The following is a 13,875-nucleotide window of genomic DNA, read 5'->3' as shown; positions in this document are numbered from 1 at the left end:
CCCCCCGCCGGCAGCGCCCATCCGGGACCGTGTGGGTGCGCCCGGGGGCGGCCCGCCCTGGCTCAGAGGTGAGTGGCGAGAATGGCGCGGCCACGGATGAAGACATCTCGGATGAGCCGTTGTTCCTCGACCGTGAAGCAGGGCCGATATTCCTCCCCGGCAGGGGTGACGCTGGGGAGGTTGTTGCCGAAGAACAGCTTGTCATAGCACTGCTGCCACGCCTCTCCGGTGTCATCGAGGGTGGCCGAGACGCTGCGGGCGATGTCGGCGAACAGATTCCACGCATCCAACACCTGCGCGCAGATCGCCTCAGAGGCGGGAAGCTCCAGCAGCTCCTCGACGTCGTCGAGAACCTGCACGGCCCCATCGCTGTCCTCCAGCTCGAGGCCGTGCCGGGCGGCCACGGTGGTGAGGTCCTCGGTGGTGGAAGCGGTGACGATTCTCCCGTCCAGGACGAGGACCGCGTCGGTGTCCTCGTCAGTGACCTGGGTGCTGTCGTCGGTCTGCCAGATCAGTGCACGGTCGCAACCGTTGAACCGGACCCACACCGGATACGAGAGCCTCATTCCCGCACCCTACCCAGCAGGCGCCGACAGAACGGGCACCCGACTGCCCTGGGCGGGCCTCACACTTCCTCGATGCGCAACTCCGCCAGAGGTGGGTGGTGATCGGCGTCGGCCCAGGTGATCTCCACCCCGCCGGCGTGGCCCTGCTCGTGCCACAGATACACGCCCAAGGCCTCAACCGGGGTGGTGTCGCTGACAGTGTGGAACCACAGCGGACACTCGGTGTTCTCCGGAAGCCGGGGCGTGGTCGGGTCCACGGTGAAGTCGAAACAACCGCAGTCCCGGACCTCGGTGATCACCAAGGAATCGAACTGTTCTTTCAGCACCGGCGCCAACAGACCGCTGTGGAGCAGAATCTGGGACAACAGCCGACGCTGAGACCCGGTCGACGATGTCTCATCCACCCGGACAGCCTATGCACCGCCTGGCCGACCAACGCCCGGCACGCCACGCGTGACCCAGCAAGGCCACCGCAATCGGGCATCCCAATCGCAGTTCCAGGAGGGTCTGTCTTTCGGGCCCGGAAGCCGGCCGTGGACGACGGACCGGACGAGACAGCTCTATGGGCAGGGCACCGAGGAAAAGTGCCGACCGAGGCGCCATTCAAGGCCGTCCACCTCGACTCGCAGGGCCGGCACCGTACCCCGGCGAAACAGCCGCCGTCGCCGTTCGATGCACCCTTCCCCGTGAAGGTAGGCGCGCATGACCAGGCAGAGCCGTCGCAGCTCGGCTTCTTTCTCCGCCTCCACGTCGTCGTAGTCGAAGAGGGTGACCTGAACCTCCAGCTCAGGAACAAAGGCATCCATCCACTCGTAACTGGCCCGGATAATGGCTGCGCGGCCATTATCGGCGCGGCGACTCACCTGCACCCCGTGCAGCCAGGCATCATCGCTGGAGCTCACGGTCGTCACGGCGAACGTCTCGTCGAACACCTCAGCAACGACCCGGTAGAGCATGGCTTTGATGTCGATGGTCATGAGGGGAGTCTCGCAGGTGCTTCCCGCCCCACGGCACGCTGGCGAACCCCCACGGCAACGGCAGGGGCCGGCATTTGGAAGGCGTGGATCCGCCCCGTAGGGAGGACCGGAGAACGCTGGTCTCTGCGATGGTGCCGTGTCATGACCGGGCACCGGAGGGGCGGTGTCAGAATGTGCCGTGACCAAGAAGAGCCAGTCCCGGAAGAAGTTGCTCGCGACTCTGCGCGAGTCCCTTGCCACGGCCACCCCGGTGCGGATCCAGCGGGCGGTGGAGCCCGAGGAGGTGCTGCAGGGGGTGGTCCTGGAGCTCTCGGAAGAGTGGGTGTTGCTGGCTGATATCCGCGACGGGGCCTACCTCGACGGCTACCGGGTGCTCCGCCTGACAGACCTCGTGCAGGTGGTACTGGAGACCACCTTCCTGTCCTTCTTGCACCAGCACAATGTCTGGCCCCCGGCACGTCCCTCCACCGGGTTCGCGCTTTCGGATCCGCGCACGATCATCACCGGCGCTGTGTCTGCGACCGGGGTGGTGTGCGTGTATCGGGAGGCGAAACGGCCCGGGAAACTGTTGATCGGCGTGCCGGTCCAGTGGAGAAAGAAGAGCCTGTGGCTGCTGCCCGTCACGCCCCAGTGCCATTGGGAGCAGCTCATGGACAAGGTCCGGCTCAAGGACGTCACCCAGGTGAGCTTCGGCGGAGACTACGAAACAGCCGTGCTGGAGGTCGCCGGCCCCATGCCGCCTCGGACCCATCCAGTGCCTGACCCGGCGTAAGCCCACCACGGCAGAACCAAACCAGACACCAATCCCAACTGCACGGCCTTGGGCGTGGAATGGTGGGCGGCATCAGGGGCGTAGCTCTACGATCGCGCCCGGCGCCGAAGAACGAGGGCAAACACCGCAGTCAGCGCCAGGATCAACAGCGAAATCCAAAAAAGCCACTGTCCGAGCGGATACATGTCGACGACGACCGGGGGCTGCCCGGCATCTCGATGGGGGTAGCCGCAGAAGAACGTCGGGGGAAGGAACGACATCTCTCCGGTGATGTTCCCCTGATCCGTTGCCCCGAGTGCCTGCGCGCTCTGCGACGGCCCCTCACTGAGGCAGACGTACTGAGGACCGTCCCGGACGGCTACCCCATGTCCGAGCTGATTGAAGCCCCACAGCAACAGTGCGAGCATCGCCACGATCCGGTTGGCGAAACGCCAATCACTGAGCTCCATGCCAGCTCTCGGAGCGATTGAGGTGTCCGGTCCCCGGTAAGCCGGCGCAGGCGTGCTCATGGCCTGAGCCTAGGCCTCAGCGTCCGCACGCCGCCTCAGTCCTGTGATGACCCGCCGCGGCTTCGAGCTCGAGCCCCGCCAGAACGGCCTCGATCACTTCCTATTGGTCCATACGACGTAGCAGCCACCGACTATCGAGGAATGCCCTTTGTCACTCACGGTCCCCATGGGAGCGACCGCTGGCCCGTCGTGTGGCCCGCGCTGAGCTGGCTGCGGCGGCGAAGAATCCGATGGCAACAGCCCACAGCCACACAGCATCGAGGAGGTAACCGATCAGGATCAGTGCGACGGCGACCATGAGCAGGAGCATCGTCTGCGATTTCCACTTCACGGCTTCTCCATGGGTCAAGGGGGTATCGAGATACTGCCGTCTAGCCACGCTACTTAGGCTCTTCGCGCGCGGGAATCGTTACTTGTGGGGACTGCGCAAAGCGCAACCTCCACCGCAGCACGGCCCGCCGCTAACCGGACCATATGTAAAGCCGGGGCTCGGGGCCTCCAGGTGGTTCGGGTGTCTGGGGCACCCTCGGCCTTCCTCGCTCAGTCGTGGTCGACAGGTGCCGGCGGCTGACCGCGGCGGGCGTCCATGACGCGGGCGTGGGCCATCTCCATCCGCCCGACCCACAGGATCGTCGTCCCGAGGATTGGCCCGAACGTCATCGCCGAACCCACCCCGACGAAGACCAACCACGCCAGCGTGGCGACCCAGGTGATGATCCCGAACGCCCAGCCCATGAAGACCCCTCCCTGGGCCTGGGTCTGGTAGTCGTAAGGTGCCGGCAGCGGGTCCGGGTCACCCTCGGTCTCCAGGCGCCGGTGTTTGACGTGCAGCCGTTGCACGCCGATGAAGCACCCGCCCAGGGTGAGCAGCCCGATGATCGCGTTGGAGAACCCGTACCCGCCGGTGGCCACCAACCAGGCCAGCGCGGCCTCGACCAGCTCGTCGGCGACGATGAACCAGAACAGCCACGCGCCCAGCCCCCACAGCCACTTCCGGTCCTTCTTCGGGGCGGGACCCTCACCGGTTCCCGGTGCCACGAACATCGACTGCCCTCTCCCAGGGTCGTGGGCTCACCGTAGCCATGGCCGGGCTCACGTCCTACCGGCCCGGGGACGCGACGGGGTCGGTTCCCTGTGCCCGGGACTTCCGCAACCGGTAGCCCAGCACGGCGGCCGCGGCCAGCAGTCCGGTACCCAGGCGGGGCAGGATCTCCTCGAACCACGGGTGCACCAGCTCCCCCAGCGCCAGCCCGGCCGGCCAGGCCACCACCCCGGCAATGACCAGCAGGATCCGCCGTTTCACCTTGCCCCGGCCGGGACCGTCCTGCGGCAACGGCGCGGTGCGCTCCGGGTGCTCCTGACGGTCGAAGAGCAGCAACGGCAAGGATGCGAAGAGATTGGCGAACATCGTCCGGTATCCCAGGGACGCATCAAAGGTGCTGTCCTCCCCGGCGGGCAGGGTCGCGAAGAAGACCGCCAGGCCCACGACCAGCACCGTCATGGCGGCGACGGTCACCAAGCGTTTCCGGTCCCGGACGAGGACGAGGTCCTGGCCCTTGGACCGGCCGCGGATCAGCCACGCCCCGCCGACGGCAAGCCCGGCTCCCCAGAGGAAGAACCCCCAGATGGTCCACTGCTCGCTGCCGGAGGTCGTGGTCAGGTACGGCAGGGACGAGAGCACGCACACCAGGCTCAGGCCGAGGGTGATGGCCCCGCACAGGGTGCGGAACCACGGGCCGGGCGTGCCGGTGGTGGGTCGTGTTTCGACTGCCATGGTCGGTCCCTTTCGTCGTCGTGATGCGTGGAGGCGGGTCGCGGCGGTGTCACAAGGGCTGCTTCGTTCCTGTCGGTGTCGCGAGGACCGCCGATGGGTGACGAGGTATCACCGGGTGTAGTGCTGGGCGGTGAACCAGTCGCGCAGCGGGGCTCGGAACGCGGTCACCAGCCAGGCGATGTTGACCGCGATGAAGGCGATCCCGAGGCCGATCAGCACGATCGCCCACTGCCCGTAGAGCCAGAACCCGAAGAGGTTGCCCAGGAAGCCCACCGCGCTCAGAATCGCCAGCACAATCCCGAGGATCCGCGCCCAGTTCGCGCCCTTGGACAGGAACACGTACTCCATGACGTAGAGGCCCACCAGCACCACCAGTCCGATCACCCCGGAGGCGATCGAGATCCCGCGCATCTGCTCGACCATGGTGCCGATCTGCCCGGCGTCCTCGGCCGGCACCCCCATCCGCTGGTACATCGCGGCGAAGTCCATGGTGGCGTAGATGACCGTGACGACGACGCCGAGGGCCGCATACAGGGCGCCCGAGGCCACGGTCAAACCCAGCAGCCGTTTGAGCTGTGGTGGCGCCGGCGCAGGGTCGTGCTGCTGCCCGTGACCGTCCCGCGCACGGTCGTGCCCTCCGGGCGGGGTGTAGCGGGGCGGTCCGCTGCGGGCGGGCTCGTCAGGGTGGCCGGGGTTGTCCGGGTTGTCTGGTGGGGTGCTCATGGCCGGTGGTCCTTCGCTGTGCCGGTAGCAGTGCCGCCGGTGGGTGTGGTCATTCGTGGCGCAGGGCAGTGATGGGGTCTTTCCGGGCGGCGCGCACGGCCGGGATCGTGCCGGCGGCGAAGGCGATGGTCAGGACGGCCGCCACGATCAGGGCGATTCTCGGGGCCTGGAAGGTGAACAGGGACAGCCCGGGCAGCCCGGCCAGGAAGCCCTCGGCCAGCACCTGGGTCAGGTAGGTGCCGGCGGCTACCCCGGTGGCCGCCCCGAGCACCGCCCCCAGCAGCCCGATGAATACGGCTTCCAGGGAGAACAGGCCGAAGACCTTGGGTCCGCTCATGCCCATGGCTTTCATCAGCCCGATCTCGCGGGTGCGTTCCTGGACGGACATCAGCAGCGTGTTGACGATGCCCAGTCCGGCAGCGATCAGGGCGATGATCGCGCACGCGTTGAGGATCCAGATGATGGCGTTGATGACGGTGCGGAACATGCCCAGCTGGTCCTCGACGGTCAGCCCGATCATCCCGGCCTCCTCCAGTTGGGCCTGGATCGGTCCGGCCCGGCCCGCGTCGTCCATGATGGCCCGGGCCATGATGTAACTGGCCGGGATCTCCTCGGGGCTGCCGCTGACCTGGTAGGCGTAGAGGCGTTCGTTGAAGGAGGTCGAGGGGATGGGGTTCCTGGACACCCCGGCCAGGCTGGCCTGGGTCACCCCGGAGACGCGGGCGTCGAATTCCTGCTGTTGCCCGGCTTTGTTGGTCATCACGATCTGCACGGTGGCCCCGACGGCCTCCTGGGGTGAGCCGAAGCCGAGGTCGGTGACCCAGGTGTCGGGGATCGCCAGTTCGTCCGCACCCTCGGCCGCGACCGACCCGGAGGCCATCTGCACTCCTTCGGAGTCGACCGGGATGCCCAGGGTCAGCTGGAACCTCTCCTGCCCGGCTTGCAGATAGGTGGGGACCACGTTGTAGACCGGTGCCACCTCCCCCACCCCGTCGATCCCCTCGATGGTGGCGACGTCCTGGTCCGACAGGCCCACGAAGGACACCCCGAACCCGGTGGCGATCTGGGTGGAGTCCGGATCGTATTTTTGCGGCCCCGACCCGGCAGACAGCTCGATCAGCGGCTGGGACTTCTGCACGTACAGTGCGCTGGCGTCACCGAAGGTGGCGACGGTGACGTCGATGTAGCGGTTGACCCCGGTGCCCATCCCCGAGGTCAGGGTCAGGGCACAGGCGCCGATGAACACGGCCACCACGGTCAGCACCGTGCGGATCCGGCCCCGCAGCGTGCTGGTCACCGCGGAGCCGACCAGGTCCCGCCCCCTCACCGGACACCGCCGGTGACCCCGAGGGCGGCCCCGCCCTGAGGGGCGGCCTCTACCCCGCCGAGGCCCGGCCCGGGGACGGTACGGGCCGGTGTCTCCACGATCCGCCCGTCGCGCAGCTGCACCCGGCGGTCGCAGCGGCCCGCCAGGTCCGCGTCGTGGGTGACCACCACCAAGGTGATGCCCCGTTGGCGGTTGAGCTCGAAGAGGATGTCCTGGACCACCGACCCGGTGGCCGAATCCAGATTCCCCGTGGGCTCATCGGCGAAGATCACCGCCGGATCGTTGACCACCGCCCGGGCAATCGCCACCCGCTGCTTCTGCCCCCCGGACAGATCCACCGCCCTGCTGTGGGCCTTCTCCGCCAGCTCCAGGCGCTCCAGGACCGCCAGGCCCCGGCGTTTGCGTTCGGCCGCGCCCACTCCGGCGATCTTCAGCGGCAGCACCACGTTCTCCAGCACCGTCTGGTTCGCGGTGAGGTAGAACTGCTGGAACACGAACCCGAAGGAGGCGTTGCGGACCCGGTTCAGCTCCCGGGCACTCATCGATGCGGTGGGCGACCCGTGCAGGGCCACGGCACCGGAGGTCGGGGCGTCCAGCAGGGCCAGCAGGTGCATCAGGGTGGATTTGCCCGACCCGGACTTCCCCACGATCGCCACCGACTCCCCCGCCTCGATCGCCAGACTCACCCCGCCCAGGGCGGTGAACCCCGCATCACCCTGACCGTAGGACTTCACCAGGTCTTGCACCTGAAGCACCGCGGGCATCGTCATTCCTGTTCTCCCCCTCCTCGCACGCCGGCCGGCGACCACTGCGGGCAGTCAACCCCTGAATGGCCGGTGTGGGACGGCGTCTCACCCCCACCCTTCATCATGTGCGAAAGCACACACACGGGGGTATGCGACGCGCGTCCCCACTAAAGGGGTGCCCCCCGATGCCTGCTCGCGCTCTTGCTCCTGACCCCCGTCAGGACGCGGTTCCGGGCGTCAATCCGCCACTGCCCGGAGGCCCCACGACAGCGCGCACCGCCCGGGGCCGCGGTTGTCCGGGCCCAGAGAACAGTCCCGCCCCGCCCCACGGGGCCACGCAGAGACAGGAACCGGAACGAACGTCCCGTACCCGAGGGACACGATGGTCAACCCCAACCGCGACGTGACAGGTCCAGTAGTCAATCGGACCGCGACCCAGCGTGCAGCACGTGCAGATAGCACCAGGCGCGCCGGATCCGGAAGGCGGAACCGATCGCGACCCCCAACGCCCCACAAGAGGCCAACACCCACGGAAACTCCGGCCGGACGAGCTCACCGAGGAACATGCCCAGCAGGACAGCCACCATCACCACAAGCCCCTCGACGATGGCGCAGGCGGCCAGGCCCGCAGCGGTCCGGACGTCGGGATCCGACGGCACGATCCTGAACTTCGGTGCCGAGGACAGCGCCCCCTGCCATCGCACCCTGCTGACCTTCTTGTTGAAACGAGGACGTGGGGCCTGAGCGAAGTAGTGGACGAGCATCAGCAACCCGAAGACGGCCAAGGTAGCCAGGAACCACAGCAGCTCCGGCGCAGCATCGGGCAGGAACCACGCCAGCGCCGGAAAGCTGATCACCGCCACCGCACTTGTCGGCAAGGCGCGCCTGATGAGCTGACCAACCGTGGGGATCGAGAGTCCGCCGGCGGGTCGAATGTCGCACCCAACGGCACCAGCATCCACGTCCACGTTCGCGACGCTACCGCCCAATGTGGGCGGCAGTCTCGGCGCACAAAAGGGGACCCTCATCAGGCTCCGCCCGAAGCCGAACCCCTAGTGCACCCTTTACCGGGGTTGGTGTGGTCAGGTGATGCCCCCTCGCGGAGTGGGCGGCCCCGTACCGACGTCGTTTACGACGTCACGCCCTCGCGCGCCCGCTAGGTGTAGTTCCCCGACACGTTGTGAACGGCTGAGGTAGGCGAAGACCTCCGTGCAGGATGTGGGTCACCACACTCACTGTCCTGAACACGGAGGTCTTCGTGTCCCACGCTAACGCTCCTTTGACGCCGGTGGGCCGGCTACGTCTGGCGGTGCTCATCATCGATCAGGGCTGGTCCATCCGCCGGGCCGCCGAGCGGTTCCAGGTCTCACCGGCCACAGCCTCGAAATGGGCCGGCCGGTACCGGGCCGGTGAGCCACTGACCGACCGGTCCAGTCGACCCCGCAGGTGCCCGCGGCGCCTGGCAGCACGCACCGAGCGGCGGATCATCGCGCTGCGCGTCACCCGCCGGTGGGGCCTGCACCGGATCGGCTACCACCTGGGTCTGCCGCGTTCAACGGTCGGGCGGGTGCTGGCCCGGTACCGGATGCCGCTGCTGACCCAGGTGGACCGGGCCACCGGTTTGCCGGTGCGCCGGTCCACTCCCGTGCGCTACGAAAAGTCCCGGCCCGGGGAACTGGTGCACCTGGACATCAAGAAGCTCGGACGCATCCCCGCCGGCGGAGGATGGCGGGTGCACGGGCGCGGATCGGCACCGGACCGGCAGGCCGGTGTGGTGCGCGACCGCGCCGCACGCGCCGGGGCCCGCGGCTCACGCGGCTATCGCTATCTGCATCACGCCATCGATGATCACTCCCGGTTGGTCTATTCCGAGATCCTCGACGATGAGCGAAAGGAGACCGCTGCCGGCTTCCTGGGGAGGGCCCAGGGTTTCTTCGCCACGGCCGGGATCACCATCATCGCGGTGATGACCGACAACGGGTCCTGCTACCGGTCGCGCACCTTCGCCGCGGCCCTGGGGCAGATCGAGCACAAGAGAACCCGCCCCTACCGGCCGCAGACCAACGGCAAGGTGGAGCGCTTCAACCGCACCCTGGTCGCCGAATGGGCCTACGCCAGCGCATACGACTCCGAGGAATCCCGCGCGGCCACCTATCAGGACTGGCTCCACCACTACAATCACCACCGACCCCACACCGGCATCAGCGGCAACGTCCCCTCAGTCCGCGTTCACAACCTCACGGGGAACTACAGCTAGGCCAGGGCTGGTGTTCTTATGCGATGACTGCCCACAGCAGCAGGAGCACACCAGCCGGTGCGAAAACGCCGGCTAAAACCAGGGGAATACGCGAGAACCTTTGATACTCCCGGACATAGAAGGCCTCCAGCTCCTCGTTGTAGGTGCCCTCCGAACGCTGAATGAACGTCTCCAGAACCGGGCCGACGAAAACACGCGTGACACACAGATAGAGGACCAGCTCAATGCCGGCAGCCAGCAACAGACCATAGGCTAGAAAGTCGGGGAACTCTTGGACATTCTCATAAGCCATGCGAGTCGCCACAAACACAGCAAAAATTGCTACGAACAGGGTCGGGCCCCAGATCATCACCCGGGCTCCCTCGATGGGGCGATCCACCGCCACCTCAGGGTCCCGGCTGTGCCCGGCCCGTGGAGCAGTAGGTCTGGCCCAGCTCTTGAAGATGATGGTCAGCACGAACACGAACATCAGGCCGGTGACAACCATCTCGAGTACTTCCACGACGTCCTTTCGTCGCCCTCCAGAGAATCTGAGGACATCCTCCATTCTTACCGCAAGGTAGAAATATCAGGCCCCTCGAGTTGTCCATACTTTTGCAGGAAGAGTGCTCCCACCCTCAGCCCCACCCCGTTCCAGGTCAGATCGGCCCCCGATGCGCGGGAGGCAACCCCTACCGCAATGCGGCTCGTCGCGGAGTCCACCAAGTCTCCATCAGTCTCTGGGCCTGTGGATCTCCGCTCTTCAAGGCTCTCGGTAGGTCCCCACAAGTGTTCATTCTCGAATGCGAACCACCCCGGTACCGTGGCAGACAGGCAGGGAGGGGCCCATGAACTATCGACGCATGGAGGCCACGTCGCTGCTCGTCTGCGCTGTCTGTGCCGCGGTGCTCGGGTTCGCCACCGGGTGGTTCGACCTCACGGAGACGCAGGCCTTCGTTGTCTGCGCCGTGTACTTGATCGGCGGGCTACCGGCGATTCTCTATCTGCACTTCATCGCCAAGGCTCAGCGGGACTCCTCAAGGACAAGGAATCGGCCCAGGTCCGCGAATCTCCGATACGCGTTGTGGGCTCCACCCGTGGCCATCTGGGTCGTTCTCGCCGTGCGCGCTGACGACCCAGTGACGAGATGGCTATGGGCCGGGGCTGCGGGTCTAGCCGTGGTCGCCGTCGCCATCGACTGGTGGCGACACCGGGCAAAGAGCACTCCACGCACCGAAGGGGCCGAGGACACTTAGAAGTGGTTTCAATAGTTACGGCTGAGGCGTTGAGTGGGGTCGACCAGGCCGGTGATCATGACTGCCATGGCGAGTCAGAGAACGTTCGGACGACTGGTCAGCGACCAGCTGTGGGAGCTGCTGGAACCCTTGATCCCGCCACCCCCGCCGGCGAAGAACGGGCGCACCGGGCGGCCTCGGGTTGATGACCGGGCCGCGCTGGAAGGCATCCTGTTCGTGGCCGAGAACGGCATCGCATGGAAGAAACTCCCCACCGAGCTGGGCTTCGGCTCAGGGATCACCTGCTGGCGCCGACTGCGGGCCTGGCAGGAGGCCGGGGTGTGGGAGAAGCTCCACCACACCGTCCTGGACCAGCTCGGCCAGGACGGGGCGCTGGACTGGTCGAGGGCGTCTTTGGATTCGGTGAGTGTCCGGGCGAAAAGGGGGGTGAACTGACCGGCCCCAATCCCACGGATCGCGGCAAACTCGGCACGAAGTACCACCTGCTGGTCACTGCCGACGGGTTGCCGCTGGCGGTGGCGATCACCGGAGCCAACCGCCACGACTCCATGCTCGTGGAGCCGATCCTGGACGGTTTGAGCCCGGTCAAGGGCCGAGGCCGCGGCCGTCCACGGCGCCGACCGGTCAAGCTGCACGCGGACAAGGCATACGACAACCGACGAGTCCGCCGCTACCTGCGCCGGCGCGGGATCACCGCCCGCATCGCCCGCATCGGGGTGGACTCCAGCGAACGCCTGGGCCGGCACCGCTGGGTGGTGGAACGCACCATCTCCTGGTTGCTGGCCTTCCGTCGCCTGGCCATCCGCTACGACCGCAGTGCTACCACCATCACCGCTGTGGCGACCCTGGCCATCACTGTCATCTGCGCACGGCGTCTGCCCCGGAAAGACTATTGAAACCACTTCTTAGGGACTCGTACTCCGGACATCCGGAGCTCCACGATGTGCCGCGAACTGTCATCGCAGCTCTCGAGCACAAGACGTACCACCAGATGGGGGAAGATGCGGAACTACTTCTTCACGATCGCGATGGGGCTGTGCGTCCTGATTGGGGTCGTGAGCCTGGGAACCACCAGCAATCCAGGAACGGCGTTGATGGCGCTTTTCGCGGCCACGCTGGGCTTGTTCGGGGTGGGGCTGGGGCTCTATCAGATCCGGGCTTCTCACAAAGCCGGCCGGACCCTGTCCATCTTCGGGCCCCCTGCCGGCCTGGAGGAGTACCAGCGGCGGGGACCACGCCACGGGACGCGCGGGGAGAATTGGTTCGGTGTCTTCATGGGCACCTGGATTGCCGCCTCGTCCCTGTGGCGCCTGGACGATGGGTGGAATGCGCTGGACATGATTTTTTTCAGCCTCGCGCTGGTGATCGTCCTGGTGTCTATCGTCCGCCTGGCCCTGCTCCGTCGAACCAAGCAGACCCCGCAGGCCACGTCGCACTCCGCGACAGCACATACTTTCGGACACCCCAACAACCCTCACGACTGACACCACCCTTCAGACGGTCGAAGAAGACCTTCCCTCGCGCCGCCCCGATTCGGTTCCACGCTGCCGAGCGGCGAGGACCCCATGCCGACCTCGCCGAGTACTAGATAGATGGTGCAGAGGCTGTAGCGATGCACCGCCTTGGTTCTCAGGACGGGGCTCGGGCGTGCCGAGCATCACCCGCGGAGGCAACGCTCCCCGTAGGCTGATCTCGTGCTGCACCTCCTCATCGACACCTCTACATGTCTCGACCTTGCGCAACGTCGAGATGGGCAGCGCTGGATCGTCGCTCTGCGGGTACTCATTTGTCAGGGAGAGGTGAAGCTGCTGGTTCCGCCCGTGGTCATTGAGGAGTTCGACCGCAACGAAGCCCGCGTGCAGGCGGCGATGACGTCCAGCATCGCGGGCCGGTTCAAGCAGATCCGCCATGACCTCGTGACCTACGGCAGCGACGACGATGCTCATGCCGTGGAGGTCATCGAAAACCTCGGCCGGCACCTCCCGCTCGTCGGCGCGATGACGACCCGGAACTTCCGGGATATCCGTGAGCTCCTCGTCGCCGGTCAGATCGTCGAGCAATCAGAGGCCGAGATAAAGCGCGTCGTCGAGCGGGGGTTGAGAAAAGCTGCGCCCTTCCACAGCGGGAAGAACAGTGTCGCTGACGCCGTCATATTCGAGCTTTACCAGATCGCCACACAGGGAGCGGACCTCGCGGAGCACCCGCACGCCTTCGTCACCACCAACCACACCGACTTCTCTCGGGCGAATGGCGATAAGCGGGAGCCGCATGACGACATTGCGGATGCGTTCGACGGAACCGGTAGCCGATACGCCCTTGGGGTGGACGGCCTCGACGTGGTCCTGCGCGACTACTTCGGTGAGGAGATCGAGGAGCTTTTCGAGGAGACTGACTTCCAAGAAGAGCCCCGTCGGCTGGACGACATCGTCGCCGCGGAGAAGGAGATGTTCGACCGTATCTGGTACCACCGGTCCTTGCAGGCCGACTACCGCGCCGAACGGGAAGGGGACGCGGAGGAGCTCGAGCGCAACCAGGCCGTCGCCGGCCCCGGCCGTGCAAGGGTCGAGGCTACCTATACCGAGCCCGGGCAACTCGGGCCGTACACGGACTTCGAAATCGGGGTGCTGAACGGGAAGATGAGCGCGCTGCGGTGGGTGCTGGGTAGCGAGTGGGACTTCCTCGACACCTGATCCGCCGTACGTAAGCCGGACCCCATCCGAGTCACTGCACGCCTGTTCGCTCAGTAAGCAACCGCGAGGCGTTGTCATGCCCGATTACCCCGCCCGGTGAAAAGCCCGCTCAGGTGCGTCATACGCATCACGATGTCCACAGATAACGACGGCCTCAGATGCTCGTCGCTGGCGGCAGCTCCCGGATCCGCCGGTAGAGGGTAGCCCTCGACATCCCGAGGTCGCGGGCGACCTGGGTAGCCGGCTCCCCACCGTCAATCAGTCGGAGGGCGTTGCGGATCTGGGAGTCGGTGAAGGTC

19 protein-coding genes are annotated in these 13,875 nt (G+C 66.6%); 6 read left to right on the top strand and 13 right to left on the bottom strand.

Annotated elements, in window-relative coordinates:
• Positions 1 to 62: 62 nt before the first annotated feature.
• The 3 genes from Q4E95_RS07370 to Q4E95_RS07360 form a co-directional block, all read right to left on the bottom strand.
• On the bottom strand, positions 63 to 566 hold the full coding sequence (locus Q4E95_RS07370; protein WP_129701468.1) for a hypothetical protein: 504 nt from the start codon (positions 564 to 566) through the stop codon (positions 63 to 65).
• A gap of 59 nt (positions 567 to 625) precedes the next feature.
• Complete coding sequence (locus tag Q4E95_RS07365; RefSeq protein WP_129701466.1) at positions 626 to 970, bottom strand: hypothetical protein; 345 nt, start codon at positions 968 to 970, stop codon at positions 626 to 628.
• Positions 971 to 1,126: 156 nt separating this feature from the next.
• On the bottom strand, positions 1,127 to 1,543 hold the full coding sequence (locus tag Q4E95_RS07360; RefSeq protein WP_109222927.1) for a hypothetical protein: 417 nt from the start codon (positions 1,541 to 1,543) through the stop codon (positions 1,127 to 1,129).
• 178 nt (positions 1,544 to 1,721) lie between these two features.
• On the opposite strand from Q4E95_RS07360, the gene Q4E95_RS07355 reads away from it, so the two are divergent.
• Positions 1,722 to 2,315, top strand: coding sequence for a hypothetical protein (locus tag Q4E95_RS07355; protein ID WP_109222928.1), 594 nt, complete (start codon positions 1,722 to 1,724; stop codon positions 2,313 to 2,315).
• An 86-nt stretch (positions 2,316 to 2,401) separates the two neighbouring features.
• On the opposite strand, the gene Q4E95_RS07350 is transcribed toward Q4E95_RS07355, so the two are convergent.
• The 8 genes from Q4E95_RS07350 to Q4E95_RS07315 form a co-directional block, all read right to left on the bottom strand.
• Entirely contained in the window at positions 2,402 to 2,824 is a 423-nt protein-coding gene (locus Q4E95_RS07350) for a hypothetical protein (protein ID WP_129701464.1), read from the bottom strand.
• Between the two features lie 151 nt (positions 2,825 to 2,975).
• Positions 2,976 to 3,155, bottom strand: a complete 180-nt coding sequence (locus tag Q4E95_RS07345) for a hypothetical protein (protein ID WP_109222930.1) — start codon at positions 3,153 to 3,155, stop codon at positions 2,976 to 2,978.
• A gap of 209 nt (positions 3,156 to 3,364) precedes the next feature.
• Positions 3,365 to 3,868 (bottom strand): hypothetical protein, encoded by a 504-nt coding sequence (locus tag Q4E95_RS07340; protein ID WP_109222931.1) that lies wholly within the window; start codon positions 3,866 to 3,868, stop codon positions 3,365 to 3,367.
• 55 nt (positions 3,869 to 3,923) lie between these two features.
• The gene (locus Q4E95_RS07335; RefSeq protein ID WP_109222932.1) at positions 3,924 to 4,598 is read right to left on the bottom strand and encodes a hypothetical protein; all 675 of its coding nucleotides are present in this window, start codon (positions 4,596 to 4,598) and stop codon (positions 3,924 to 3,926) included.
• A 108-nt stretch (positions 4,599 to 4,706) separates the two neighbouring features.
• Complete coding sequence (locus tag Q4E95_RS07330; RefSeq protein WP_129701462.1) at positions 4,707 to 5,321, bottom strand: hypothetical protein; 615 nt, start codon at positions 5,319 to 5,321, stop codon at positions 4,707 to 4,709.
• 49 nt (positions 5,322 to 5,370) lie between these two features.
• Positions 5,371 to 6,648, bottom strand: a complete 1,278-nt coding sequence (locus Q4E95_RS07325) for an ABC transporter permease (RefSeq protein ID WP_109222934.1) — start codon at positions 6,646 to 6,648, stop codon at positions 5,371 to 5,373.
• A complete protein-coding gene (locus Q4E95_RS07320) occupies positions 6,645 to 7,418 on the bottom strand; it encodes an ABC transporter ATP-binding protein (RefSeq protein WP_109149405.1) in 774 nt (257 codons plus the stop codon). The genes Q4E95_RS07325 and Q4E95_RS07320 overlap by 4 nt, the downstream gene beginning before the upstream one ends.
• Before the next feature lie 395 nt (positions 7,419 to 7,813).
• Positions 7,814 to 8,362 carry a hypothetical protein gene (locus Q4E95_RS07315; protein WP_129701460.1) on the bottom strand — a complete coding sequence of 183 codons (549 nt, stop codon included), beginning with the start codon at positions 8,360 to 8,362 and terminating at the stop codon, positions 7,814 to 7,816.
• Positions 8,363 to 8,652: 290 nt separating this feature from the next.
• Between Q4E95_RS07315 and Q4E95_RS07310 the strand changes: the two genes are divergently transcribed.
• Positions 8,653 to 9,651 (top strand): IS481 family transposase, encoded by a 999-nt coding sequence (locus Q4E95_RS07310; RefSeq protein ID WP_109149413.1) that lies wholly within the window; start codon positions 8,653 to 8,655, stop codon positions 9,649 to 9,651.
• Between the two features lie 16 nt (positions 9,652 to 9,667).
• On the opposite strand, the gene Q4E95_RS07305 is transcribed toward Q4E95_RS07310, so the two are convergent.
• A complete protein-coding gene (locus Q4E95_RS07305) occupies positions 9,668 to 10,153 on the bottom strand; it encodes a hypothetical protein (RefSeq protein ID WP_109149407.1) in 486 nt (161 codons plus the stop codon).
• A 325-nt stretch (positions 10,154 to 10,478) separates the two neighbouring features.
• Between Q4E95_RS07305 and Q4E95_RS07300 the strand changes: the two genes are divergently transcribed.
• From Q4E95_RS07300 to Q4E95_RS07285, 4 genes are all read left to right on the top strand, one after another.
• Entirely contained in the window at positions 10,479 to 10,886 is a 408-nt protein-coding gene (locus Q4E95_RS07300) for a hypothetical protein (RefSeq protein WP_129701458.1), read from the top strand.
• Between the two features lie 66 nt (positions 10,887 to 10,952).
• Positions 10,953 to 11,782, top strand: a protein-coding gene (locus Q4E95_RS07295) for an IS5 family transposase (protein WP_109149409.1) whose coding sequence is annotated in 2 segments (ribosomal slippage) — positions 10,953 to 11,304 and positions 11,304 to 11,782 — 831 coding nt in all. Because the reading frame shifts where the segments join, the coding sequence is not laid out codon by codon here.
• 159 nt (positions 11,783 to 11,941) lie between these two features.
• The gene (locus Q4E95_RS07290) at positions 11,942 to 12,370 is read left to right on the top strand and encodes a hypothetical protein (protein WP_129701456.1); all 429 of its coding nucleotides are present in this window, start codon (positions 11,942 to 11,944) and stop codon (positions 12,368 to 12,370) included.
• Positions 12,371 to 12,580: 210 nt separating this feature from the next.
• Entirely contained in the window at positions 12,581 to 13,576 is a 996-nt protein-coding gene (locus Q4E95_RS07285) for a PIN domain-containing protein (protein WP_109149411.1), read from the top strand.
• A gap of 154 nt (positions 13,577 to 13,730) precedes the next feature.
• On the opposite strand, the gene Q4E95_RS07280 is transcribed toward Q4E95_RS07285, so the two are convergent.
• On the bottom strand, positions 13,731 to 13,875 hold a 145-nt coding region (locus tag Q4E95_RS07280; RefSeq protein WP_303382685.1), incomplete at its 5' end, for a helix-turn-helix domain-containing protein.

Source organism: Kocuria sp. (assembly GCF_030536815.1).
Taxonomy (GTDB): Bacteria; Actinomycetota; Actinomycetes; order Actinomycetales; family Micrococcaceae; genus Kocuria; species Kocuria gwangalliensis.
The sequence above is the reverse complement of the archived record's forward strand: the minus strand, read 5'-3'. Positions and strand labels throughout refer to the sequence as shown.